Consider the following 23763-nt stretch of genomic DNA (forward strand, 5'->3'; position numbering starts at 1 on the left):
TACACGCGTCGGCACGTCATTAGGCTTTCGCCTGACTCCACTGAATGACCGGGGTGGTCATTCGGTCGAGATGGAAAGGAAACCGCGCCACGGGGGCGAACACCGGTTTCTCACTCGACATCCGTGTCCTTTCTGTTCCCTGCGCCTTTTGCGGCTGATCCGCGCCGACTCGCGGCCGATCCGCGCCTACCGACCCGTACCGAAAGTGAACCGATGAACACGCATGACGACCGTTTCCGTGTGCGGCGCGCACTTGGAGTGAACACGCGCGTCACCGGCCGGCCCCGGCCGTCGACCGCCGGCCGGTGCCGACGCCCGGTGTGGCCGGTGCTGAGGCGCCACGCCAGGTCCGTGGTGGCCACCCTCGTCGTGACGACGAGCCTGCTCGCCGGGCCGGCCACGGCCCAGGCCCGCCACCCGGGTCACGATCCCGGCCGGCAGGCGTCCGGAGAACCCGCCGACATCGCGAAACCCACCGGCACCGCGAAACCCGCCCACACCGCGAAACCCGCCGACACCCAGCACGCGGTGGCGAAGAGACTCTCGGCCCTCGAAAGGGACTGGCCGCGAGGCGACGACGTGATCGTGACCGGCCAGGGCGACGAGGAGGGGTTCCATCTCTTCGTCGGAAGGGAGGACTCCTCCTACGCCTTCCGGCCGCTGGTGTCCATCAAGCCGTTCGACGCCGACGACGAGTGGCTGGGCACCTACTGCCTCACCGGCGACCGGAAGCACGTGGTGGCCACCCTGATCACGCGGCGGGCGGTGAACCGTCCGCGGCACCTGGCCAACGGCGGCCTGGTGTACTCGGTCGCGCTCTCCGACGGTTCGGTCCGGCCGGTCGCCGTCGGCGCCGCGGTCAACAGCGCCGGCCTGCGGTGCGGTCAGGACGGCCGGGCGGCCGTCCTGACGTACTCCACCCCGGAGAACCCGACCACGGGGGTGTTCGCCGTCGACGCCGCCCGCGCCGAGGCCAGGCAGGTCGCCAAACTGAACGGCCAGTTCGTGGACCCGGTCCTCGACCGCGAGAGTGTCTTCCTCCGGCAGGGCGGCCGCATCGTGCGGGTGGACGCGGCCAGGCCGGACCGGGCGGAGACCGTCCACGACGGTGGCGCCGCGCTCGAACTCGCCGGAGTGCGCGGCACGACGCTGGAGTTCGCCGAGCGGGCGAACGGGCGCACCTCGCTGCGCGTTCTCGACCTCCGCGACCGCAAGGTCTCCGAACGTGCCTCGGCCGAGGACGCCAGGGCCCAGTTGGTGGCGCCCTCGTCGGCCGCGGCCGGTCTGCTCGCCACGGAGAAGGCGCGGCGCGGCGGCGCGGCGGCCGGACGGCCCAGGGCCGGACAGTACGCGGGCACGAAGACCGGCGGCCACAAGGAGGCGAACACGGGCACGAAGACCGACGACGACAAGACAGCGAACCAGGGCACGAAGGCCGACGACGACAAGAAGGTGGACGCGGCGCGGCCCGGCGCGGAGATGCGGGTGCGCGACGTCAGCGCCGAGGGCAAGGTGGCTCTCACCGACCTGCCGAAGGCCGTGGTGGACGGGCTGGGAGACCGGGAGGGCCTCGGTCTCGGCAACGGGTCGGCCCTGGTGTGGCTCGGCACCCGTGAGACGCTGCGGACCGGCGTGCAGCTCGTACCGGGCGCGAAGTCAGGCGGCGGTCTTCCCACCCGCCGGATGAGCGCCGACGGCGGGGTGAGCACCCAGGCGAACTTCACCACTCCCAAGTGCGCGGTGCCGCGGAACACGCCGAACCGGCAGGTCTACGGGCCCACGGCCCGGCAGGCGGCCTGGGCGGTGGATCTCGCCACGCTGAACGCGCTCGGCGGCGTCAACTCCCGGCCGGCCAACTACCGGCAGACCGGGCTGCCCGCCTACAGCCCCAGCTCCGACTTCGCGATCCCCTCGCTGAAACCGTCCGGCGGCCGGGTGCCGCCCGTGGTGATGAACGGCGTCCTGGCCCAGGAGAGCGCGTACAAGCACGCGACCTGGCGTTCGCTGCCCGGCTCGGGGGGCAACCCGCTGATCGGCGACTACTACGGATCCGGCGGCACCCTCGACGTCATCGACTACGACAACGCCGACTGCGGCTACGGCATCGCGCAGGTGACGACCGGGATGACCGCGACGGACACCGGCATCTCCCCGAACGGCAAGGCGAAGATCGCCGTCGACTACGCCGAGAACGTCCAGGCCGGCATGCAGATCCTGGCCGAGAAGTGGAACCAGCTCCACGACGCGGGCATCGTCATGAACAACGGCGACAGCGCGCTGGTGGAGAACTGGTACCTCGCGCTGTGGGCCTACAACTCGGGTGTCCAGCCGAACGCGGCCAACGGCAACCCCACCGGCTGCACCCCCGGCCCCTCGTGTACCGACAGGGCCGGCAACTGGGGTCTGGGCTGGACGAACAATCCGAACAACGACTCCTACCGCGAAGGCCGGGACGTCTTCCTCCGCGAGAGCTACGCCGACGCCGCCCGGCCGTGGGAATGGCCCTACCAGGAGCGGGTGATCGGCTGGACGGAGACCCCGATCAAGGACTTCAAGGGCGACGACGCCTATCTCCCCGCGGTGAACGGCCCCCTCAACCCGGCCGGGAACACGGTCTCCTATCCCGACCGCAGGCAGCTGTGCACCACCGCCAACAGATGTGACCCGACCACGGTCAAGCGCTGCCAGATGACAGAGGGCGACCTGGCCTTCCACTGCTGGTGGAACGGCCGGGTGCAGATGAACATCGACTGCGCGACCCAGTGCGCGCGGTCCGCGTACGACTTCGCGACCGGCGACCGGGAGCCCGCCGGGGACAACCCGTGGCCGCCCGCGTGCCAGAAGCAGCTCCCCGCGGACACGATCATCATCGACGACCTGTCCACGCCGAACGTGAACATCTTCTGTTCCGGGGTCGACTGGACGAACGGCGGCACCTTCACCCTCGAATACGGCAAGACCGCCGAGGGGATGCCACTGTCGACGATCAACTTCCACCAGCTGGCCGCCGGGCTGGGGGCGCACACCTGGTTCGCCGGTAACGCTCTTCCCTCCGACACCGCGCGCCGGGTCACCGGAACCTGGAAGCCCAACCTCAGCACCAACGGCACCTACATGATCAGGGCGCACATCCCCACCGCGGGCGCGTCGGCCGGCAGCGCCACCTACAAGATCACGAACGCCAACGGGACCGTGACCGAACGGGTGATCAACCAGCACGAGCACTTCAACCACTGGAAGTCGCTCGGTGTGCAGGTGCTCGGTCCCAACTCCCAGATCCAGCTGAGCAACGTCACGAAACACGACACCGTGGGGGACATCGTCACGGTGGCCTGGGACGCGCTCGCGCTGGTGCCGGTCAGCGGCACCTACCACGAGGACAAGGTCGACGCGGTCGCCTACTTCGACGAGAACCAGAACCTGGACACCATCGCGCCCGCCAGCTGGATCGGCGGCAAGATGGCCGGCCGCCAGGCGCTCTACGACTGGGCCACCGACCTGACCGGACGGGTCCTGTCGAAGCCGGTGTGCCAGGGAAGCACGATGAGCGACCAGTGCGTCCGGGCCGCCACGAGGGACGTCTTCACGCAGTGGCGTGACGAGGTGATCCAGGCCGGCGTCGATCCCGTCAACCACCCCCGGGGCAAGAGCATCCCGTCCTGGATGGGATTCTCCAACCCGGTGAGCCAGCGGCCGACATCGGCCTACCTTCCCAGCTGGTTCCTCAACGACGATCTGGCGTACAAGATCCGTACCACCGCGACGGCCTCGTTCGTCCTGGGGAGCGACGGGCGCATCGTGCCGGGGTCGGAGGACGTCGACTACCAGCACCGCACAGCGAACACCCACCTGCCCGCGTTCGTGACGCGGCTGTTCTCCGCACTGTCCGCCGACTACGGCATCACGCGGCCCGACATCCAGTACGACCTGGTGGACGCCAACGTGCACAACCACCAGGCGACCCACGGCAACGCGAACTCGAACGGGGTGCTGCTCGCCAGGGCGTACCGGTTCGGGGGCGCGCCGCCACAGACGAGACAGATGCCGGGGACCGCGGGCGGCAACGTGGACTGCGTCGTCGCGCACGGCGCGGGCGGCGGGGTGATCGGCTACCGGACCCTGATCGGCAACGACTACGTCGAATCCCAGATCAGGGTATGGGCCCGGAAGGTGGCGGACGGGCGCAACGCGAAGAACATCCCGGAAGGGGTGGCCCAGACGGCGCTGGACGTCTTCAACATGTTCTTCGAGAACCACCCGCTGGAACTGGGGTCGGCGTTCGCGCACGCGCCGCCGATCCACCAGGAGCTGCACTTCGCCTCCTGCGCCGACCTCTCACTACGCAGGGTCGACGCGCGGACTCCGGTGCTGCTCAGCAGCTACATGCCCGACCAGTACCTGTACCGGGACGGGCAGGCGATGAACCTCGACGGTTCGAGCCGCGCCTCGGCCGATCCGGTCCTGCGGGGGAACTTCCAGAACTTCTCCGCGATCCCGTCGAGGGCGAACCAGTACGGCACCTGCGACCGGTTCACGACCAACCCGTCGCGTGAGGACCAGGAGGGCAACCCCTGGGGCATCGTCCTCATCGACGGACCCGGCGTGAACCCGGCCAAAATGATCTTCTGCAGCGACCAGACCCTGCCGCATCCCGACTACGGGTGATTCCCCGTCATGGCTGTGGGCCGTCGCCCACTCACGCGCGAAAACCCACGAGCCGAAGACCGCGTGCGAAAACCGCGCGAAGAACCCGCGGCCGAAGAGACCGCAGGAGAGAAAGAGGAGAGAACGATGAAGAGAGTCACGACGGTCCTGGCCAGGACCGCCCTCGTACTGGCCCTGGGCGCGGGACTGCCGCTGGTCTCAAGCCAGGCCGCCCAGGCCTGGCCGGCACAGTGCCTGAACGGGGAGAACGGGTTCCGCGACATGCCCGACAACGCGTCCGGCCGGTACGCGGTGGGCTTCCAGGTGCAGACCGGCGCCAAGCCCACCTACTTCTCGATCCAGTACGGCGCGCCCTACGGTCCGGCCATCGGCTGGGCGAAGATCGACGGGGCGACCTCGCCCGGCGACCGTTTCTGGATGGACTGGACCCGCGACGACAGGAGGACCTGGATCCAGTGCGGGCCGTTCTCGCCGAGCGGCTACAGCCTGTCCGCCACCACCCCCGCCCAGCTCACCAGCACCAACTCCAACTGGAAGTTCCGCGTCTGCGGCTCGGTCTCCGGCGACGCGACGGTGCGCTGCAGCGACTGGTGGTAGTCGTCTCGCGGGCGGGCCGGGCACCGCATCGGCGCCGCATCGGCGCCGCGCCCGGCCCGCCCGCGGGTGGCCGAAGAACCCCGTCACACCTTCCAAAAAGTCTCGACGTTGATCCTCGTAACCGGAGCTCCGGCGGCCGGTGACGCGGATCAGGTTTTCGGCTTCAGCAGGTGGTGCCGCAGCCACACGTAGCCGTACCCGCCGGGGAGGTTGAGCTCCGCCACCTTCGGCGTGACCCAGGAGGACGTGCCGTCATCATTGTGATCCCGGAAGTCGATCTTCACCCAGGCGTGGGTGTCGGCCACCTCGACCACCTCTCCCTGCTCGAAGTGGAGCCGGCCGTTGATGGCCGGCATGTCCACCACCCACCGTTTCGTTTCAAGGTCGGGGACGGTGTAGACGGTCTGCTCCGCGAAGGAGAGCCCCAGCGGATAGTCCTCGAACAGCCGGCCGTCGGCGGCGAGATCGGACCACACGACCACGGTGCCGACCTTCAATCCCGCACCGGCCACCACGGGAGGCTGGGAGACCGCGGCCTTCTTCGCCTGGAGGTAATCCTCGTAGCTCGCGGCGGTGAACACCGGGGAGATCTCCCCGGGAACCACGAACTCCTCGCCGGGATGTCTCGGGCCGAAGGCGAAACGCACGGTGATGGTCTTCTCGTGCACCGTGAACCGGTATTCGGTCGGCGAGTGATGGCCTTTGTCGTCGCGTTTGTAGGAGTGAGCGCACAGGGCCTTGTAGACCGCGAGGACGCGGGGACCCCAGTTGGCCAGGTCACCGGGGTCGGCCGGGATCACGTACGCCGCCCCCATCTCGATCAGACGGGTGACCAGTGCCTTGATCGCCCCTTCCGTCGAGTCGGCGGAGCACTTGGGCGCCAGACCGGCGACCAGTCCGAAGGAGCAGTCCCAGGCGCGCTGGAAATCCTCGATGTGCTCCCGTTCGGAGACGCGAACCTCGGCGGCGTCCTCGGTGGTTATCTCCGCCACCAGGTTGAAGGTGCCCTCCTTCGGCTCCTCGGGCTTCCACACGCAGGGCTTGCCCGACTGGAGATAGCGGACGATGCCACCACCCCACCCCCGGGAGGTGCGGGTCGCCATGTCGAACTGGAACGTGCCAACACCGATCCCGAAGGAATCGTGCTGAGAGGAGTCGTACGGCGGGCCGCTGACCAGGGCCAGGTCGCCGGGTTTCCCCTGCGCGGCCAGGGTGATCGTCCCCGGCGTCCAGTAGTCGCTTATCCCCAGCGCCTTGGGGAATCCGCGCAGCTGGTCGGGTGCCACGACCCTGTAGTTGTGAGGGGGGTGATAGGAGGTGCTCATGCTGGTCAACCTAACCCGCACGGGACTCACCGACCAGCATTATTTTCGCTGATTTCCCTTTATGTTGTGTAGTTCAATATAAATCGCTTTTTTGGCGGTTTCAGCTACTTTGTGACTGAATCCTCCTCGCTGACATACGTGACGAGCGGGCATGACGAAGACATGGCATCCCCATGGTGTGACCGGGAACCTACGGCACCTTCTATGGTGCGAATACCGCGACACCTGGACCAAAGGCTCACTTTCCGCTGGATAGCTTTGAAAGAGCGCCGTCAAGGCTCCCGGTCCGACGCCCCCTGAGCACCCCTCGACGTACGGCATCCCGGTCGGATCGGAAGTCCCGGAAGCCCAACGCCTCGTCCAGCACCAGGAGGGTCACGTGAATTCCTTGGAGCTCGAACGCCGCCTGATCGAAGCGATCAACGCTCACGACCTGCACCGAGTACTCGACTGCTACAGCCCGGACGCCGTCCTCGTCTCACCGGCGGGCACGCTGGAGGGACATGAGCAGATCGCCTGGTTCTACGAGCAGTACTTCAAGGCGTTTCCCGACTTCAAGAAGACGGTCTGGCTGGAGGCCCCCTGCGAGGATCCCGTGATCGCGGAATGGACGCTCACCGGCACCCACACGGGGCCCTTCCTCCTTCCCGACGGGCGCGAGGTGGAGGAGACCGGCCGTCGCATCACCGTCCGCGGCGCGTGCATGGCCTACGTCGCCAACGAAAAGATCATTACGCAACGGGACTACTTCGACCAGCTGGAGCTGTACAGCCAACTCGGCTTCGGCCTGACCGGCCTCGGTCTCCCCAACACGTAGATCAGGCGCTCGTCCCACCCCCTGCCACAGATCCTTAGGTTAGGCTCTGCTAACTTCTACAGCGATGTAGTTGCAAGCGCCATGATCGAAGGAGCACCCCGGTGCCGACGTCCCTCCCCAGAACCATGCTCAAACTGGCCACCACGGGTGCTCTCCTCTTCGGTCTGGCCGCGTGCGGCGGCGAGTCCGCGGACACCGGCGATGCCGCCGGCCAGGCGGCCGAGAAGAAGATCACCGTCTACAGCGGGCGCAACGAGGCCCTGGTCAAGCCCCTGCTGGAGAAGTTCACCGCGCAGAGCGGCATCGCCGTCGAGGCCCGCTACGCCAGCACCTCGGCCATGGCCACCCAGCTCCTCGAAGAGGGGGAGAAGTCACCGGCGGACGTCTTCTTCGCCCAGGACGCCGGCGCGCTCGGCGCCGTGGCCAAGAAGGGGATGTTCGCCCCGCTTCCCGGCACCGTGCTCGACAAGGTGCCCGCCACCTACCGCGCCAAGAGCGGGGAGTGGGTCGGCGTCACCGCCCGCTCGCGGGTGCTGGTCTACAACCCCGACCTGGTCCCCACCGACCGGCTGCCCGCCTCGGTGTTCGACCTCACCGCTCCGGAGTGGAAGGGCAAGGTCGGGGTGGCCCCGACCAACGCGTCCTTCCAGTCGTTCGTCACCGCCGTGACCGTGCAGCACGGAGAGGCCAAGGCGAAGGAGTTCCTCGCCGGGCTCAAGGCCAACGAGCCGCAGATCCGGGAGGGCAACGGCCCGATCCTGGAGGAGGTCGACTCCGGCAAGGTCGCCGTCGGCCTGATCAACCACTACTACCTGGGCGAGCTGGCCAAGGAGCGGGGCAAGACGCCCGACGGGCTCGCCGCCAAGCTGCACTTCTTCCCCGACGGGGACAGCGGCGCCCTCGTCAATGTGGCGGGCGTCGGCGTGCTGAAGAAGGCCGCCGGCAACCCCGACGTGCAGGCCTTCGTCGACTACCTGCTCGGCGCCGAGGCGCAGAAGTACTTCGCCGAGGAGACCTTCGAGTACCCGGTCCTGGCCGACGCCGCCCCGCCCGCCGGGGTGCCTGCCCTGGACGAGCTGAAGGTCCCCTCGATCGACCTGAACGACCTCGACCAGCTTGAGGCGACGATCGCGCTCATCAAGGAATCGGGACTGGTCCCCTGAGAACGTCGCCGCTCTCCGTGAGGCGGCCGGGCCGCGGCGGATCCTCGCCGCGGCCCGGCCGTCCCGGCCTCCCGGCAGGGGGTGCGAGGTGGTCCCGTCCGGCCAGGCCCGTGGTGCTGGCGCTGTCGGTGCTGGCCGTGGCGGTCGCCCTCATCCCGCTCGCCTACCTCGCCGTCCGGACCGCCGAGGCGGGCGGCGCCAGGATCGCCGAGGAGCTGCTCACCGCGCGGGTCGCGGCGCTGGCGGCGAGCACGCTCGCGCTGGCGGCCGTGGTGACCGTCGCCTGCCTGGTGCTCGGGGTCGGCTCGGCCTTCCTGCTGGTGCGGACCGACCTGCCGGGCCGCCGCGTCTTCGCCGTCCTCGCCGTCCTGCCCCTCGCGGTGCCGACCTACATCGCCGCCTTCGCCTGGGTGTCGGCGGTGGACGGCTTCGAGGGCTTCTGGGCGGCGGCCCTGGTGCTGACGCTCTGCTCCTACCCCTACGTCCTGCTGCCGACCGCCGCGGCCCTCGCCGGTGCCGACCCGGCGCAGGAGGAGGTGTCGCGGTCGCTGGGCCACGACGCCTGGCACACCTTCACCCGGGTGACACTGCGCCAGATCCGCCCCGCGATCGCCGGTGGCGGGCTGCTGGTGGCGCTGTACGTGCTGTCGGACTTCGGCGCGGTCTCGATCCTGCGCGCAGACACCTTCACCCGCGCCATCTTCCTCGCCTTCGACCTCGGCTTCGACCGTACCGGCGCGCTGGTGCTGTCGACCGTACTCGTGGCGCTGACCGTGCTCATCCTGGCCGGGGAGGGCGCGACCCGGCGGCGCGGGGCCCGCTACGCCCGGCTGAGCGGCACCCGCCGCCCGCCTGCCAGGGCCGCTCTGGGCACGGCACGCCTGCCCGCCGCGGCCGCGCTGCTCGCCGTCGCGGTCCTCGCGCTCGGCGTCACCGCGTACAGCCTCGCCCGGCGGATGGCCGAGGGCATCTCCCGTCCGGGAACCTGGCCGGAGGTGCTGGCCGCCGCCGGCAACTCCCTCCTGCTCGCGCTGGCCGGGACGGCGCTGACCATGCTGCTCGCGCTGCCTGTCGGGGTGTTGAACGCCCGGGTGCCGGGGCGTCTGTCCGCGACGCTGGAGCGGCTCAGCTACCTCAGCCACGCCCTGCCGGGAGTGGTGATCGGCCTGTCCCTGGTGTTCTTCGGGATCAACGTCGCCTTCCCGCTCTACCAGACGACCTGGCTGCTCGCGCTCGCCTACGCCGCGCTCTTCCTGCCGCTGGGCGTCGCCGCCGTCGCCACCGCGACGGCCCAGGCGCCTCCCGTACTCGAAGAGGTCGCCCGCTCCCTGGGCCGGGGGCCGCTCGCGGTGCTGGGCACGGTGACCCTGCCGCTCACCCTGCCGGGCATCGGCGCCGGCGCGGCGCTCGTCTTCCTCACCTGCATGAAGGAACTGCCCGCGACGTTGCTGCTCCGCCCGACCGGTGTCGACACCCTCGCCACCGAACTGTGGTCGAACACGGCGGTCGCCGCCTACGCGGGCGCGGCGCCCTACGCGGTGTTGCTCGTGTTGTTGTCATCGGTGCCCACCTGGCTGCTCGCCGCGCGTACCGGGATTCTCAGCAAGGAGGTTCAGCGGTGAGCCGGTTGGAACTGCGCGGGCTCGCCCGGCGCTACGGGTCCGTCGCCGCCCTCGACGGGGTCGACCTCACCGTGCCGAGCGGCACCCTCACCGCCGTACTCGGCCCCTCCGGCTGCGGCAAGACGACCCTGCTGCGCTGCGTGGCGGGCTTCGAACGCCTCGACGCGGGCGAGATCACCGTCGACGGGCGGGTCGTCGCCGGTCCCGCCGCGCACACGCCGCCCCAGCGGCGCCAGATCGTGATCGTGCCGCAGGAGGGCGCGCTCTTCCCCCACCTGTCGGTACGCGAGAACGTGGGGTACGGGCTGAGCCGGGCCGAGCGGCGTGGCGACAGGATCGACGAGGCGCTGAGCCTGGTCGGCCTGGCCGGGTACGGCGACCGGATGCCGCACCAGATGTCCGGAGGACAGCAGCAACGGGTGGCGGTCGCCCGCGCCATGGCGCCGCGCCCCTCCCTCATCCTGCTCGACGAGCCGTTCAGCGCGCTCGACGCCGGGCTCCGCGCCGAGCTGAGGCACGACGTGCGAGCCGCGCTGCGCGCGGACCGCGCGACCGGGATCCTGGTCACCCACGACCAGGGCGAGGCACTGTCGACGGCCGACCAGATCGCGGTGATGCGCGAGGGCGTCATCGTGCAGAGCGACTCCCCCACCGACGTCTACCACCGGCCCGCCGACGCCTGGGTGGCCGCCTTCGTCGGCGACGCGGTCCTGCTGGACGCACAGGACGAGCCAGGTCACCACGGTGATCCCGCGGTGCTGCGCACCGCGCTCGGCCCGGTCGTGGTGGCCGAACTCCCCCCGGGAGACGGGGCGCTCACCGTGCTGGTCCGTCCGGAACAGGTCCGGATCACCACGCCACCGGCGCCGCAGGCCGTGATCGCGACCGTGGTCGGCGACGACTTCCACGGCCACGACGCGCTCGTCACCCTGAGCCTGTCCGACGGCACGCACGTCACCGCGCGGGTGACGGCCCCGACCGAGCCGACGACCGTCGGCGACAGGGTCGGTGTCCAGGTGGAGGGCAGCGGCCTGGCCTGGCGCGACCGGCCGGGCACGGGGTGACGCGGAAGGAGAGCGCCCTGGCGCCCGGTCTTCCTGCCGGGGTGAAGGCGGCGGCAGCGGTCGCGGTCCTCGTGTAGATCCGCGATCAGACCACGGTCTTATACGAACCCGCGATCAGACCACGGTCCTCATACGAACCCGCGACCAGGTCACGGTCCTCATACGAACCCGCGACCAGGTCACGGTCCTCGCGCGGGCCCGCGATCGGGTCGCGGTCCTCCTCTGGACCCGCGATCAGGTCATGCCGAACGCAGGTCTCCGTCGAAGACCTTGTCCAGGAAGTCCTCCAGGTTGACGGTGGTCCTCACGATCCGCTCCTCCATGGTGAGCGTCTCCTCGAACCGCACCCCGGCCTCCGTCCGCTTGATGCCCCGCATGTAGAGGGAGCAGGCGAGGTCGGCGCAGATGTAGGTGCCGACCGTGTTGCCCTGGCGGCCCGCGGCGCCGACCCTGGGTGCGACGAACAGGGCGACTCCGCTGCCGGAGTGGGGGGTCACGCAGATCGAGCACACGGTGCTCTTGGCGAAACTCCTGCGTACCTCCTGCGCGACACGCAGGGTGACGCCGACGAGCTCGCCCTGCCGCTCGGCGACCACGTAGCCCCGGTCGGGGGCGCCGGGATCGCGCCAGCCGAGGAAGTCGAGGTCGGCCCAGGGGAGCTCGGGCAGGCTCCTGGGCAGGTTGATCCTGCTCGCCTCCCCCTTGGAGCAGTTGACGAAGGCTCTGCGTATCTCTTTCTCGCCGACCGGATTCATCATTCACCTACCATCACAGCGATCATCGGAAAATCTCCCCGCGCCCCCGCCCGGCCGGCACCACGCTCGGCGCCTCCGCCGGCCCGCGAGCGGTCAGGTCATGCGCGACCAAGACAGGTTAGGCCAGTCTGCGGACCCATCAGACCAGGTCAGACCTGGATGGGCAGGCCGGGGCAGGGCTCGGCCGGGCCGAGGTGCTCTCGACCTTCGGGCAGCGGCCAGTGTCTCAGCACGCCCCAGAGGACGTCGAGGGATTTTTCCTCGGCTCGGCGACCGAAGGGCGGCCGAAAAGAGACGGCGGCCGACCCCAACGGGACCGGCCGCCGCTTCAACGATCCTGACTCAGACGAGGTGTTCCGTCCCTCGAAGGGACCTCATGCCTTTTCGGCCCTCGCCAAACGGCAGTCCGTCAACGCGCTGAGCCCCGGTAATACAGCGCTGAACGAAACAGTATTCGACGTAGGCTGAGGTCCTGGGAACCTGGAAGCTTCTAGGATGCCGTGAGGGTGGAATGGATGCGAACGATCCTCTTACAAGGCGAAGGCCCTGGCGCCGAACCCGCCGTCGTTGAGCTTTCCCCAGGCCACGAGATCACTTTTGGTCGCGGGACGACGGGCGTCCCCGTCGACTTTCCGCTGGATCATCCGGAGATCTCCAGGCGGGCCGGGGTCATCCATGCCATGGAGGATTACTGGCTGCTCACCAATCTGAGCCAGAATTCCACCCTGGTCGTGGAGAATCCCGAAGGCGGAGGGGAGTTCCTCAAGGTGGCTCCGCGGCGGGTCGCGGCGCCCGTGCCGTTCGAGTTCGCCCGCGTGGTGCTTCCGGTGGCGGGCGGCGCCTGTTCCTTCCTGGTGTTCGCCTCGCAGCACAGTTTCATCGACCCCGACACACCCGAGAGCCTGACGGTCGGCGAGCCGACGATCTCCAGCTTCTCCCTGGACGAGACGGCGAAATACTTTCTCGTGCTGGTCGCGCTCTGCGAGCCGCGCCTTCGCGACTGCGCTTCCTCGGTCATCCCGACGGTGCCGGAGGTGTTGGAGCTGCTGCGCGAGGTTCCCGGCTGCGAAGGACTGACCCGCACGGCGGTCAACTTCCACATCGACTATCTGGCGCGCAAGAAACTGCGCGTCAAACCGTCGGCCGGTTCGCGCAAGGCCGACTGGCAACGCGCCGCGCTGGTCTCCGTCGCGCTGCGCTTCGATCTGGTGCGGGAGGAGCACCTGCAGCGACTGAGCCCGTGATCACGGCTGACGCCCGGCGTTCCCCTCCGCGTGATCACGGCTGGTATTCGGCCCGGTGCTTCCGCACGCGTTCGACGAACGACCGGAACCGTTCGGGCACCCCGTTCTCCCCGCGGATCACCTCGTCGGAGGAGCGGAAGGCCGCGGCCCCCAGGAGACCCGGATCTCCGGGCACCCCCGCCAGCAGGGGGAGACGTACGCACAGATAGCGGCCGACGGCGGGGATGGTGTCCTCCGGAGACAGGGGCGGGGTGAGGATGACACCTCGGCGGTCGGGGGGCAGGTAGTACTGCAGCACCGACGGCGTCCAGCGCGCGAGGCCGTACTCGTCCTTGGCCACGTCGTGCAGCTCCGCGTCGAAGCCGCTCTCCGTCTTCAGTATCGCGGCGACCAGCGCCGGGCTCAGGCCCGGCTCGTCGCACATCGTGCCGACCTCGACGATCAGGGCGCGGTACTCCCGGGGGATGTCGGAATCGGGACGCAACCAGCGCCCGAACGGATCGGCCACGGACGCGTCGACCATCCCGGCCCCCGATCAGCCGGGAATGCTGGAGCCTGCTGTGCAGGCGTATTTCCCGCTGTGTCATTTCCATGAGATGTTTCAACTGCCGTCGGGTGACCGTTCCCGTGGGCAGGAACTTCAACGCCGAGGGCGTCGACTACTCCCCGTCCCGAACCCCCACGTAGACGCTCGCCCAACTCCCCGTGGCGACGGGCCTGCCGACCCGCCATTCACCGACGCGATATCCTCGGGGAACACCGACCGCCCATCCCTCGTTATCCATCGGCCTCCGCACTCCGTGTCATCCCTCGATCGGAATCATCGGAGCGCGACCCCCCGAATCGTTCATCGGAATCATCAGCGCACAGTCCCTCGAATCGTTCATCGGCTTCACGTCGCGTAAATCGATGTCCTTTGCGAGCATCCTCCGCCGGACTTTCCGCGGTGATCATAACAGGCGACTCGGGGTCGTTCCCCGTCCCGGATGACAGACGACCCGGGATTCCCCCCGCCCCGAATGTCAGGCGGCTCGGAATCACCTCCCGCATCGAACGGCGGGCGAACGGAAATCCCCCTCGCGTCACCGGCGTCGAAAGCCGATGATGAATGGGTGCCCGCCACCTCTCCCTCCGCCCCGCGCACCCCCGGCACGACCGTACCGGCCGCCCCCTTCGCCGGGCGGCCTGTCGCCGCGGTCGCGCTCGCCACGCTCGCCGTGCTGCTGGTCGTGAGCCCGCGCTACGGCTACCACCGAGACGAGCTGTACTTCCGGATGCTGGGCGAGCAACCCGCCCTCGGATACTTCGACACCCCGCCGCTCACCCCGCTGATCGCGCGGGCCTCGGTCGCCGTGTTCGGCGACACCGTGGTCGCCCTGCGCGTCGTTCCCGCCCTGATCGCGTCGCTCACCGTCGTCCTCGTCGCCCTCCTGGCCCGGGAGCTCGGCGGCGACCGCGGGGCGCAGATCGTCGCCGCGGCGGGAATCGCCACCACGAGCCTTCTCCTGATCGGCGGGCACTCCCTGCTCACCCTGGGTGTCGATCTTCCGTTCTGGGTCGCGGCGGCGCTGTTCGCCGTACGGGCGCTGCGTGGCGACGGCCGCTGGTGGCTCGCTGTGGGCGCCGTCGCGGGGGTGGCGACGTACAACCGGCAGCTGATCGTGTTGTTCCTGGTCAGCCTGGGTGTGGGTGTGCTGGTGGCGGGGCCGCGCGACGTGCTGCGGGAGCGTGGGCTCTGGCTCGGCGCGCTGCTCGCGCTCGTGATCGCCGCGCCCAACCTGGTCTACCAGGCGACCCACGGCTGGCCGCAACTGGTGATGGCCGGGGCTCTGGAGGCGGACGAGGGCGCCGACAACCGTCTCGCCTTCCTACCGCTGCAACTCCTGCTGCTCGGCCCGCCCCAGGCGTTCCTCCAGGTGGTCGGCGCCGTGCGGCTGTGGCGGGAACCTCGCCTGCGCTGCCTCGCCCTCGCCTATCCGCTGGCCTGCGCGCTGACGCTCTACTCCGGCGGGCGCCCCGACTACGTGGCGGGCCTGCTTGTGCTGCTCTTCGCGGCGGGGTGCGGCCCGGTCACCCGGTGGATGTCGTCGGGTGGGGGACGGCGCGCGCTGGTCGTCGGCGCGCTCGCGGTCAACGCGGTCACCTCCGTCGTCATCGCGCTGCCGGTGATCCCTCCCCCGGCCCTGGAGGGCACCCCGGTCGCCGGGATCAACGAGGTGGCGCGCGAGTCGATCGGATGGCCGGAGTTCGCCGCGCGGGTCGCGGCGGTGGTCGACGGGCTCACGCCCGAGGAGCGCGCACGGGCCGTACTTCTCACCGACAACTACGGCGAGGCCGGGGCACTGGACCGCTACGCCGACCAGTACGGCCTTCCCGAGGTCCACAGCGGGCACAACGAGCTCTACTGGCGCGGCCCGCCGCCGGCGTCCGCCCGGATCGCCGTGGTGGTGACCGACTCCCCCGGCGGCTACGCCCGCGCGTTCGCCACCTGCGAGGAGCGCGGCAGGATCGACAACGGCGTCGGCCTGTCCAACGAGGAGCAGAACCTGCCCGTCCTCGTCTGCCGCGACCCGCTGCTGCCCTGGCCGCAGCTCTGGCCCGAGATGCGGCACCACAGCTGACCTGCCCCGGCGGCGAACCGGTCGCTCTCCCCGGGGCTCGGGTCCTCCGGGTGGGCCTACCGGTTTCCCGGGGCTCGGGTCCCTCCGGGTGGGCTTACTGGGCGGGCAGGGGGAGCCCGCGTTCGGCGAGGGCCTCGCGCAGCAGGCGGATCGACCTGGGGCCCACACCGTGCAGCCGCAGGAGCTCCTTCTCCGTCGTGGCGGCCACCTGGGCGAGCGTGGTGTAACCGGCCGCGGCGAGAGCCCGGCCCGCGGGCCGTCCGATGTTGGCGGGGATGTCGGTGGGAACGTCGCCCTGGCCTGGGGTCGTCATGACGTCTCCTCGGGGGAACGGGCGGCCGGTCGCCCGGCGACGCGGGAGAACACCGCGTCGTGGGGACCCGGCATGCCGGGGACCCCGTGCCGTGGAAACCCGCGGCACGGTGGCGCAAGTTTGGCATGCCCCTACGACAAAACCGGCGAGACGCGTACCGGGCGTCGAGTGATCACGAGCGTTGAACGATCGCGGACATCTGGCGACCTTGGGGAAACCGTTCCCCCGAAAACCGGGCGTCGGAGCTCCTCGGGGATCCCGGCGGCGAGGTCCGCGCCGGGATTCCAGGTCAGGCAGTGATCATGAAAGCGAGTCCGAGCAGCACTACGACGGGGATCACCCAGACCACGGCCTCGATCGCGAACTCCTTGTACACGGTGATCTTCTCCCTCTGGACGCTTGGCCCCTTTTGGACACTGCCTGACATGGAAACGACGATGCGCAGCATATGCGTATCTGAAGATGTCCTCACACCCGGGCCTGCGGAGATGCCTGACGGAACTCCCCCGATCCCCTCCTGCCCCTCCCCCCTCCCCGCCCCCTCGGGTCCTCCCGTCCGCGGGCTCCCTATCTGCTCAGGTAGTGGAAGCCCGGCCTCGGGTGCATCAGGAAGTCATGGCACGTCACGTACCGCCCGCGGTAGACGGTGTACGAACCGGCAGGAACGCGAAACACCGGTCAACGACCAATCCGGGGAATGCCGGACGTGGGTGGCCGCGCTGTCGTGGTCGAGAGATCCGCGATCACCCTGGGAGCCGTCATGACCGTTCGAGAGCTACGCCTGGTCGTCACCGCCACCGACTACGACGAGGCGTTGCGCTTCTACCGTGACGTGCTCGGCCTGCCCGAGCGGGCCGCGTACTCCTCGCCCGACGGCCGGGTGACGATCCTGGAGGCGGGCCGGGCCACCCTGGAGATCGCCGACCCGCCGCAGGCGGAGTTCATCGACCGGGTCGAGGTGGGGCGGAGGGTGGCCGGGCACATCCGGGTGGCGTTCGAGGTGGACGACTCGCCCGCCGTCACCGCCGAGCTGGCCGGGGCCGGCGCCACGGTGATCGCCGAACCCATCCGGACCCCCTGGAACTCGCTCAACTCCCGACTCGAGGGTCCGGCCGGGCTCCAGCTCACGCTCTTCACCGAGCTGGAAGAGGCCGCCGACCCCCAGGAAGCCCGCTAGCCCTCGATCTCGGCGCCGCACCCGGAGCCGGGCGGGGCTCAGAGTACGGCGCCGCCGGTGGCGTCGATGGTGGTGCCGGTGACCCAGCGGGCGTCGTCGGAGGCGACGAAGGCGACGACGTCGGCGACGTCCTCCGGGGTGCCGACCCTGCCGAGGGCCGTCAGTTCAGCCGCGTAACCCTCGGCTTCGAGGTTGCCCCGCAGCCAGCCCGCGTTCATGTCGGTGTCGGTGAGGCCCGGCGAGACCGAGTTCACCGTGATCCCTCGCGGACCGAGTTTCTTGGCCAGCGTCCGGTTCAGCGTTTCTATTGCCCCCTTTGTCGCGACGTAGGCGGCAATGTCGGGGGAGGCGATCCTGGTCACACCGGAGCTGATGTTGACGATGCGCCCGCCGTCGCGCAGGAGTGGCAGTGCCCGCTGGATGATGAAGAACGGCGCCCTGACATTGACGGCGAACATCCTGTCGTACGCCTCGGGCGTGGTCTCCGCGATGCCCGCGCGAATGACGATCCCCGCGTTGTTGACGAGGATGTCGAGCCCTTCCACCTCCTTCTCCAGGGCGGTGAAGAGCGTCTCCACGTCCCCCTCCACCCCGAGCTCCGCCCTAACCGGGAAGGCCTCTCCTCCGGCCTCGGTGATCGCCGTCACAACCTCTTCCGCCGCCGCCTCGTCCCTGGCGTAGTGGACGGCCACCCGCACCTTCTCGCGTCCGAGCCGCAGGGCGATCGCCCTGCCGATTCCCCTGCTCGCGCCCGTCACCAATGCGGTTCTCACATCGCCTCCCATTTTTTAGCGATCGCTACAAAACGGAACCGTAGCAGGATTTTTTAGCGATCGCTATACAATGCTCCGGTGAGCAGGAAACGAGCCTTCGACCGTGACGCCGCGTTGGAGACGGCGATGCTGGAGTTCTGGCGGCACGGCTACGAGGCCACCTCCATCGCCTCCCTCACCGCCGCGATGGGCATCCGGCCGCCCAGCCTGTACGCCGCCTTCGGCGACAAGCGACGCCTGTTCGACGAGGTCGTCGCGCGCTACCGAACGCATGACTTCGCCCCGGCGGCACTCGCCGAGGAGCCGACCGCGCGGGCGGCGATCGCCAGGATGCTGCGTCAGGCCGCGATCGTGTACGCGGACCCCAGCCATCCGCCCGGCTGCCTGGTCATCAGCGCGGCGGTCAACGTCGGCCCGGAGTCGGCCGACGTGCGGGAGGCGATGCGCGAGATCAGGGAAGCCGCCAAGTCGGCGATCGCGGCACGCATCGCCTCGGACGTGGCGGCGGGCCTGCTCCCCCAGGACACCGACGTCGGAGCCCTGGCCATGTTCTACGCGGCCACGATCCAGGGCATGTCCACCCAGTCCCGCGACGGCGCGACCCGGCAGGAACTGGAACGGATCGCCGAGCTCGCGATGCTCGCCTGGCCCGGAGAACGGGAAGGGGAACGCGGCGGAAAGCGCCACGGGGAGCGGGAGGGCGAGCGGAAAGGGAGGTAGGACGGGAAACCGGACAGCGAGCGGGACGGCCCGCAGGACGGGGAGCGAGCCGGGGATCGAGGCGGCCCGCTGGACGGGGATCTGGACGAGGATCGAGGCGGCCCGCTGGACGGGGAGCGGGACGGTCACCCCGGACGTGGTCCGGGGTGACCTCCCGGCCGGGTCACTCGCTCTTGACCGAGGTCTCCTCCGGCGCCGCGTCGCGGAGGGAGGTGCGGAGCCAGCGGGTGCCGTACGGCTCCAGGGTGAACTTCACCCGGCCGTCGGCGGGCAGATCGAGGGTGCCGTCCACCAGCATGTCGACCAGCATGTCGCGGTCGCCGAGGCCTTCGAGCACGAGATCCACCTTCGCCTCGCGGTCGGCGAAGTTGTGGACGGCGACCACGGTGCCGCGCTCGGCGTCGGCCCGGTGGGCCAGCACCGCCGTGTCACCGGCGTCCAGGATCTCGTACTTCCCCCAGGCCAGCTCGGGCGACTCCCGATAGCGCTCGATCAGCAGCATGATCCACTTGAGGAGCGAGTCCGGGTCGCGGCGCTGGTCCTCGACGTTGACGTTGCGCGGGCCGAACTTGCCGGCGGGCGAGGGGACCTTGGTCTTCGGGTTGGGCGAGAAGCCGCCCTTCGCCGACCACTGCATCGGGACCCGGACCGCCATCCGGCCCTCGGCCTTCAGGTTCTCACCGAGGCCGATCTCCTCGCCGTAGAAGAGCACCGGTGTGCCCGGCAGGGAGAACAGCACGCTGTAGGCCAGTTTGATCCGCCGCATGTCGCCGCCGAGCATCGGAGGAAGGCGACGGCGCAGGCCCCGGTCGTACAGCTGCATGTTCTTGTCGGGGCCGAAGGCGTCGAAGACCTCGTGCTTCTGCGCCTCGGTGAGCTTGTCCAGGGTCAGCTCGTCGTGGTTGCGGACGAACATCGCCCACTGGGAGTCGTCGGGCGGGTCCGGCCGGTCGCGCAGGGCGTCGGCGAGGGCTTCGGGGTTCTGGCGGGCCATCGACAGGTAGAAGCGCTGCATGGCGATGAAGTCGAAGCACATGGTGACCTCGTCGCCGTTACTCGCGTCACCGAAGTACTTCAGCAACTCCGGGTAGGGCAGGTTCACCTCGCCCAGCAGGATCGAGGAGCCGTCGCGGCGGTTCATGAAGGCGCGCAGGTCGGCGAGGAACTCGTGCGGGTCACCGCTGATCTCCTCGATCAGGAACGGCACCGCGTCCACCCGGAAGCCCGACAGGCCGAGCTCCATCCAGAAGCCCACGATGCGCGCGATCTCGTCGCGGACCTGCGGGTTCGCCGTGTTCAGGTCGGGCTGGGTCTTGTAGAAGCTGTGGTAGTAGTACTGGCCGGTCTTCTTGTCCAGCTCCCAGAGGCTGTCCTCCTTGTCGGGGAAGACGATCGCCTTGGGGTCGACGGGGTCGGGCTCGTCCTGCCAGATGTACCAGTCGCGCTTGAGGGAGTCGCGGCTGGAGCGGGCCTCCTTGAACCAGGGGTGCTCGTCGGAGGTGTGGTTGACCACCAGGTCGGCGATCACCCGCATCCCCCGGTCCCTGGCGGTGCGCATGAACTCCACGAAGTCGCCAAGGGTGCCCAGACGGGGATCGATCGAGTAGAAGTCGCTGACGTCGTAACCGTCGTCGCGGCTGGGGGTGGTGTAGAACGGCATCAGCCAGATGCAGGTCACCCCGAGCCGGTCCAGATGGTCGATCTCCTGGGTGAGGCCCCGGAAATCACCGATGCCGTCACCGTTCCCGTCCTTGTAGGTCTCCACGTCCAGGCAGTAGACGACGGCGTTCTTCCACCACAGATCAGCTGTATAGGTGAGGCGCATGCGTCCGCACTACCCTCCCTTGACCTTTTTATGGGACAACGTTGACACTGGGTCGACGTCGATGAGATCCCGGGGCCTCCGACACGTTACGGTGGATGGAATGGCCAGGAGGAGATCATGCGACAGCTGAGGCGCGGCGCGCCCTTCGGCTGGCTGCTCGCTCTCCTGCTGCCGATGCTCGTCTCCGGAGGGCTGAGCGGGGGCGGCGCCGCCGCCGTCCTCCTGCGGCACTCCACCGTCGCCCAGGTCTCCGGCGAGCATCAGCGGCCCTCCCGCCCGGTCTCCGACGTCGGGCACAGGAACGCCCTCGTCTCCGGCCTCTCCGTCGCGGGGATCGGCCTGCTGGGTGGCGGGGGCGGCCATCCGCTCGCGACCCCGCCGTCCGACCTCCGGCACCTCTCCCTGGCCACCGGCCTGGGCACGCGCCCGACCCGCGACGACGACACCCGTCCGCTCGCGGCCCTGCTCGTCAGGCCGGGGCGCGCACCACCCGCCTCCACCGTCGGCTGAATCGTCCCGGAGCCCTTCCGGGCCTTTCGCCGTACCCGGAGCACGCCTTTCCTTCCCCCAAGGGGCAGAAGGCCGCCTTTTCGAAGGTCGTCCTTCCGGAGGCCGTCGCGCCTGGAAGGTGTCTCTCCCGTACGCGAGACATGCCGACGTCCAGGAAAAGGCACCTCCGGCATTCCCGAGGACAATTTCCCAGCCTGTGGAGGCTTCCATGTCGCGTGCCCCGCTGGTACGCGCGGTGGCGGCGTTCGCCGTCATCGCCACCTCGCTGTTCATCGCTTTAACCATGTCGCCGCGCCTCGGTCTCGACCTGCGCGGCGGCACCCAGCTCGTACTGGAGACCCAGGACTCACCGACCGTCAAGGCCGACGCGGCGGCCACCGACCGCACCCTTGAGGTGCTCCGCCGCCGGGCCGACGGCCTGGGCGTCGCGGACGCGCCGCTGGCCCGTTCCGGCGAGCGGCGCATCATCGTGGAACTGCCCGGCGTGCAGGACCCGACCAAGGCCGCCGAGGTCATCGGCAAGACCGCGCAGCTCACCTTCCACCCCGTCATCGCCGTCCCCAACCCCGCCGACGAGACCAAGCCCAAGGACGGCGAGCTGATCCTGCCCGACGAGGACGGCAACCCGCTGCACGTGGGACCGGCCGCACTCACCGGTGACGGCGTCAGCGACGCCCAGGCAGGGATCGACGCCCAGCAGGGCAGTGGCTGGTTCGTCACCGTCGACTTCCGCGACGGCGGACGTGCGGAGTGGGCCGAGCTGACCGGCCAGGCCGCCTGTAACCAGCCGGGCGACCCCAAGCGCAGGGTCGCCATCGTGCTCGACTCCAAGGTGATCGTCTCACCCCAGGTGAACGAGAGCGTGGGCTGCAACGTCGGCCTGGCCGGCGGCTCCACCCAGATCACCGGCACCTTCACCGCGGAGGAGGCCTCGGATCTCGCCCTGCTGATCAAGGGCGGCTCGCTGCCGGTGCCCGTCGAGATCGTCGAGCAGCGGACCGTCGGCCCGACGCTCGGCGCCGCCGCGATCACCGCCAGCGCCCAGGCCGCGGTCATCGGCATCGTGCTCACCGCGCTGTTCATCATCGTGATCTACCGGCTGGTTGGCCTCATCGCCGCCTTCGCCCTCGCCTGCTACGCGCTGATCTCGTACGCGGCGCTCGTGGGGCTCGGCGCCACACTCACCCTGCCGGGGCTGGCGGGCTTCGTGCTCGCGATCGGCATGGCGGTCGACGCCAACGTGCTGGTCTTCGAGCGGGCCCGGGAGGAGTACGAGGCGGAGCCGGGGCTGCGGGGCTCGCTGGAGAAGGGCTTCCGCAACGCCTGGAGCGCGGTGGCCGACTCCAACATCACCACGCTGCTCGCCGCCGGGCTGCTGTTCTTCCTGGCGTCCGGACCGGTACGCGGTTTCGGCGTCACACTGAGCATCGGCGTGATCGCCTCGCTGATCACCGCGATGGTCATCACCCGCGTCATAGCCCAGTGGGCGGTGTCCCTCCAGGGCGTGGCCTCACGGCCCAGAATGACCGGCCTGTCCAGCATCGGCCGTGTCCGCACCTGGCTGAACACGCACAAGCCGGACCTGATGGGCCGCCGCGCGCTGTATCTCCTGGTCACGTGCGTGCTGGTGGCCGCCTCCGTGGCGGGAGTGGCGGTGCGAGGGATCAACTTCGGCGTGGAGTTCACCGGGGGCAGGCTCGTGGAGTACTCCTCGAGCACCCCGATGACCGCCGACGCCGCCCGCGCGCTCGTCAGCGAGGCCGGGTTCCCCAACGCGGTGGTGCAGACCTCCGGCGACGACATCTCCGTAAGGACCGGACAGATCAGCCCCGCCGAGGTGGTGCGGATCGAGAACGCGCTGGAGAGCCAGGGTGCGCAGGTCACCAAGGAGCGTGACGAACTCATCGGGCCGAGCCTCGGGGACGAGCTGCGCCGCAACGCGCTGATCGCACTGGGGGTCGCGCTCGCCGCGCAGCTCGCCTATCTCGCCTTCCGGTTCCGCTGGACGTTCGGGCTGGCGGCGGTGCTCGCCCTCGCCGCCGACGCGGCGATCGTGATCGGCGCGTTCGCGTGGATGGGCAAGCCGGTGGACGGGGTGTTCCTCGCCTCGATGCTCACCGTGATCGGCTACTCGGTCAACGACAAGGTGGTGGTCTTCGACCGGGTCCGCGAACTGTGGGGAGCACGGCCGAAGGCCTCGTTCGCCGAGGTGACGAACGCCTCGATCCTGCAGACGATCCCCCGTACGGTCAACACCGGCCTGGGCGCGCTGTTCATCCTGGCCGCGCTCGCGGTGCTCGGCGGTGACTCGCTCACCGACTTCGCGGTGGCGCTGCTGATCGGAATCGTCGTCGGCACGCTCTCCTCCGCGCTGGTCGCGGGGCCGCTCGCCATCGAGCTGGAGAAGCGCAGCCCCGGCACTCCGCCCCCGCCCAAGCAGAAGGGGCCGAAACGGGCTCGTGAGGGTTCGGGCGCGGTGGTCTGACAACGGCGATCCGACCGAGGTGATCTGGCCGAGGCCCGGGACGAACCCGGGAACGGAGGCCAGGCGGCGGTCCGAGCACGGTGCTCG

The 23763-nt window shown here is 69.7% G+C and carries 19 protein-coding genes; 12 read left to right on the forward strand and 7 right to left on the reverse strand.

Features of this window, described 5'->3' with window-relative positions:
- The first annotated feature begins 327 nt into the window (after window positions 1-327).
- Complete coding sequence (locus ACIBH4_RS07240) at window positions 328-4665, forward strand: hypothetical protein (protein WP_362764179.1); 4338 nt, start codon at window positions 328-330, stop codon at window positions 4663-4665.
- 126 nt (window positions 4666-4791) lie between these two features.
- Window positions 4792-5262 carry a hypothetical protein gene (locus tag ACIBH4_RS07245; RefSeq protein ID WP_362522105.1) on the forward strand — a complete coding sequence of 157 codons (471 nt, stop codon included), beginning with the start codon at window positions 4792-4794 and terminating at the stop codon, window positions 5260-5262.
- Between the two features lie 149 nt (window positions 5263-5411).
- Here ACIBH4_RS07245 and ACIBH4_RS07250 read toward each other — a convergent pair whose 3' ends face one another.
- Window positions 5412-6587, reverse strand: coding sequence for a hypothetical protein (locus tag ACIBH4_RS07250; protein ID WP_362522103.1), 1176 nt, complete (start codon window positions 6585-6587; stop codon window positions 5412-5414).
- 379 nt (window positions 6588-6966) lie between these two features.
- Here ACIBH4_RS07250 and ACIBH4_RS07255 point away from each other — a divergent pair, with 379 nt between their 5' ends.
- The 4 genes from ACIBH4_RS07255 (at window position 6967) to ACIBH4_RS07270 (ending at window position 11253) form a co-directional block, all read left to right on the forward strand.
- Window positions 6967-7404: an ester cyclase gene (locus ACIBH4_RS07255; RefSeq protein WP_362764176.1), complete on the forward strand. Its 438-nt coding sequence runs from the start codon at window positions 6967-6969 to the stop codon at window positions 7402-7404.
- A gap of 101 nt (window positions 7405-7505) precedes the next feature.
- Window positions 7506-8567 carry an iron ABC transporter substrate-binding protein gene (locus ACIBH4_RS07260; protein WP_362522097.1) on the forward strand — a complete coding sequence of 354 codons (1062 nt, stop codon included), beginning with the start codon at window positions 7506-7508 and terminating at the stop codon, window positions 8565-8567.
- Between the two features lie 110 nt (window positions 8568-8677).
- Entirely contained in the window at window positions 8678-10189 is a 1512-nt protein-coding gene (locus ACIBH4_RS07265; RefSeq protein ID WP_362522094.1) for an iron ABC transporter permease, read from the forward strand.
- Window positions 10186-11253 carry an ABC transporter ATP-binding protein gene (locus ACIBH4_RS07270; protein WP_362522091.1) on the forward strand — a complete coding sequence of 356 codons (1068 nt, stop codon included), beginning with the start codon at window positions 10186-10188 and terminating at the stop codon, window positions 11251-11253. The genes ACIBH4_RS07265 and ACIBH4_RS07270 overlap by 4 nt, the downstream gene beginning before the upstream one ends.
- Window positions 11254-11492: 239 nt before the next feature.
- Here ACIBH4_RS07270 and ACIBH4_RS07275 read toward each other — a convergent pair whose 3' ends face one another.
- On the reverse strand, window positions 11493-12011 hold the full coding sequence (locus tag ACIBH4_RS07275) for an FBP domain-containing protein (protein WP_362522088.1): 519 nt from the start codon (window positions 12009-12011) through the stop codon (window positions 11493-11495).
- 677 nt (window positions 12012-12688) lie between these two features.
- On the opposite strand from ACIBH4_RS07275, the gene ACIBH4_RS07280 reads away from it, so the two are divergent.
- A complete protein-coding gene (locus ACIBH4_RS07280) occupies window positions 12689-13252 on the forward strand; it encodes a hypothetical protein (protein WP_362522086.1) in 564 nt (187 codons plus the stop codon).
- A gap of 34 nt (window positions 13253-13286) precedes the next feature.
- On the opposite strand, the gene ACIBH4_RS07285 is transcribed toward ACIBH4_RS07280, so the two are convergent.
- On the reverse strand, window positions 13287-13775 hold the full coding sequence (locus tag ACIBH4_RS07285) for a hypothetical protein (protein ID WP_362768643.1): 489 nt from the start codon (window positions 13773-13775) through the stop codon (window positions 13287-13289).
- 589 nt (window positions 13776-14364) lie between these two features.
- On the opposite strand from ACIBH4_RS07285, the gene ACIBH4_RS07290 reads away from it, so the two are divergent.
- A complete protein-coding gene (locus ACIBH4_RS07290; RefSeq protein WP_362520427.1) occupies window positions 14365-15873 on the forward strand; it encodes a glycosyltransferase family 39 protein in 1509 nt (502 codons plus the stop codon).
- Window positions 15874-15967: 94 nt separating this feature from the next.
- Here the strand turns inward: ACIBH4_RS07290 and ACIBH4_RS07295 are convergent, their stop codons facing one another.
- Together ACIBH4_RS07295 and ACIBH4_RS07300 are read right to left on the reverse strand one after the other, a co-directional pair.
- Complete coding sequence (locus tag ACIBH4_RS07295) at window positions 15968-16186, reverse strand: helix-hairpin-helix domain-containing protein (protein ID WP_362768640.1); 219 nt, start codon at window positions 16184-16186, stop codon at window positions 15968-15970.
- Between the two features lie 289 nt (window positions 16187-16475).
- On the reverse strand, window positions 16476-16613 hold the full coding sequence (locus tag ACIBH4_RS07300; RefSeq protein WP_362768638.1) for a hypothetical protein: 138 nt from the start codon (window positions 16611-16613) through the stop codon (window positions 16476-16478).
- A gap of 333 nt (window positions 16614-16946) precedes the next feature.
- Between ACIBH4_RS07300 and ACIBH4_RS07305 the strand changes: the two genes are divergently transcribed.
- Window positions 16947-17363: a VOC family protein gene (locus ACIBH4_RS07305; protein WP_362768635.1), complete on the forward strand. Its 417-nt coding sequence runs from the start codon at window positions 16947-16949 to the stop codon at window positions 17361-17363.
- A gap of 38 nt (window positions 17364-17401) precedes the next feature.
- Here the strand turns inward: ACIBH4_RS07305 and ACIBH4_RS07310 are convergent, their stop codons facing one another.
- A complete protein-coding gene (locus ACIBH4_RS07310; protein ID WP_362768632.1) occupies window positions 17402-18136 on the reverse strand; it encodes an SDR family oxidoreductase in 735 nt (244 codons plus the stop codon).
- A 78-nt stretch (window positions 18137-18214) separates the two neighbouring features.
- Between ACIBH4_RS07310 and ACIBH4_RS07315 the strand changes: the two genes are divergently transcribed.
- The gene (locus ACIBH4_RS07315) at window positions 18215-18856 is read left to right on the forward strand and encodes a TetR/AcrR family transcriptional regulator (protein ID WP_362768629.1); all 642 of its coding nucleotides are present in this window, start codon (window positions 18215-18217) and stop codon (window positions 18854-18856) included.
- A gap of 163 nt (window positions 18857-19019) precedes the next feature.
- Here ACIBH4_RS07315 and ACIBH4_RS07320 read toward each other — a convergent pair whose 3' ends face one another.
- Window positions 19020-20681: an alpha-amylase family protein gene (locus ACIBH4_RS07320; protein WP_362768626.1), complete on the reverse strand. Its 1662-nt coding sequence runs from the start codon at window positions 20679-20681 to the stop codon at window positions 19020-19022.
- Window positions 20682-20798: 117 nt separating this feature from the next.
- On the opposite strand from ACIBH4_RS07320, the gene ACIBH4_RS07325 reads away from it, so the two are divergent.
- Both ACIBH4_RS07325 and secD read left to right on the forward strand, forming a co-directional pair.
- Window positions 20799-21191 (forward strand): hypothetical protein, encoded by a 393-nt coding sequence (locus ACIBH4_RS07325; RefSeq protein ID WP_362768623.1) that lies wholly within the window; start codon window positions 20799-20801, stop codon window positions 21189-21191.
- Between the two features lie 208 nt (window positions 21192-21399).
- On the forward strand, window positions 21400-23676 hold the full coding sequence (gene secD, locus ACIBH4_RS07330; protein WP_362520446.1) for a protein translocase subunit SecD: 2277 nt from the start codon (window positions 21400-21402) through the stop codon (window positions 23674-23676).
- The last annotated feature ends 87 nt before the right edge of the window (window positions 23677-23763 follow it).

The organism is Streptosporangium sp. NPDC050284 (genome assembly GCF_044459525.1).
Classification (GTDB): domain Bacteria; phylum Actinomycetota; class Actinomycetes; order Streptosporangiales; family Streptosporangiaceae; genus Streptosporangium.